Below are 864 nucleotides of genomic sequence, written 5' to 3'. Positions count from 1 at the left end.
GACGTACTGTGCAAATTTGGTGCAAAAAATTTTCATAATTGTACGAAATTCGTACAGTGGAGACCTCGAATGCAGGTCCACATCCGCGGGTAGGTCGTTGATTTTTTGACGAAGTGCCGAGGTCTGGTGCTGGGTTGGTGCGTTGATAGTGAAAATGTTCAGTGCTGGGGCGCTCGTGCGTTCAGCGTTTATATCGGGTCATCCGGGTCGAGGGCTGTGCGCCCTGTTTTTCGCAGTGATCCGTGCGGCGTTCGCGGGTATGCTGCTGTTATATACGCGCGGTTAGCCTTCGGGCTGGGCGCTAAACTGAGTCTCATGCAAAGTGCGGGAGTGCGCGCGGTGTTCGCCTTAGATCCACGACTTGAACAAGACACCCTGCCGATTGGGGATTTCCCTCTAAGTCGGTTGTTGCTGTCCAATGATTCGAATTACCCCTGGTTCATCCTGGTGCCGCGTCGTGAGGATATCAGCGAGTTGTTTCAACTGGATGTCGCCGACCAGCAGCAGTTGTGGCGGGAGACAACCGAGTTGGCCGAGACGCTCAAGGATTCGTTCGATGCCGACAAGTTGAATGTCGCGACCCTGGGTAATGTTGTCAGTCAGCTACACATGCATGTCATTGTGCGCAAGCGCAATGATGCCGCCTGGCCAGCCCCGGTTTGGGGCAAACACCCGGCCAAGCCTTACAGTGCCGCCGAAGTGGCAGTGATCCGCGAACGGCTGCGTTTGGTTTTGACCGATGACTTCACGTTTCTGGAGGGCTGAACCATGAACCTGGAAGAGCGCATTACCGAACTGGAAAGTCGTCTGGCGTTTCAGGATGACACGATTGAAGCGATGAATGATGTGCTGGTGACACAGCAG

General features: G+C 54.5%; 2 protein-coding genes. Both read left to right on the top strand.

Annotation, left to right across the window (positions count from 1 at the left end; genetic code table 11):
• Positions 1–339: 339 nt before the first annotated feature.
• A complete protein-coding gene (locus AC1DH9_RS30000) occupies positions 340–765 on the top strand; it encodes an HIT family protein (RefSeq protein ID WP_427536119.1) in 426 nt (141 codons plus the stop codon).
• A 3-nt stretch (positions 766–768) separates the two neighbouring features.
• Positions 769–864, top strand: a 96-nt coding sequence (locus AC1DH9_RS29995) for a SlyX family protein (protein WP_477809434.1), incomplete at its 3' end; no start/stop codon positions are given.

It is taken from the genome of Pseudomonas sp. 05T35 (genome assembly GCF_056396605.1).
The sequence above is the reverse complement of the archived record's forward strand: the minus strand, read 5'-3'. Positions and strand labels throughout refer to the sequence as shown.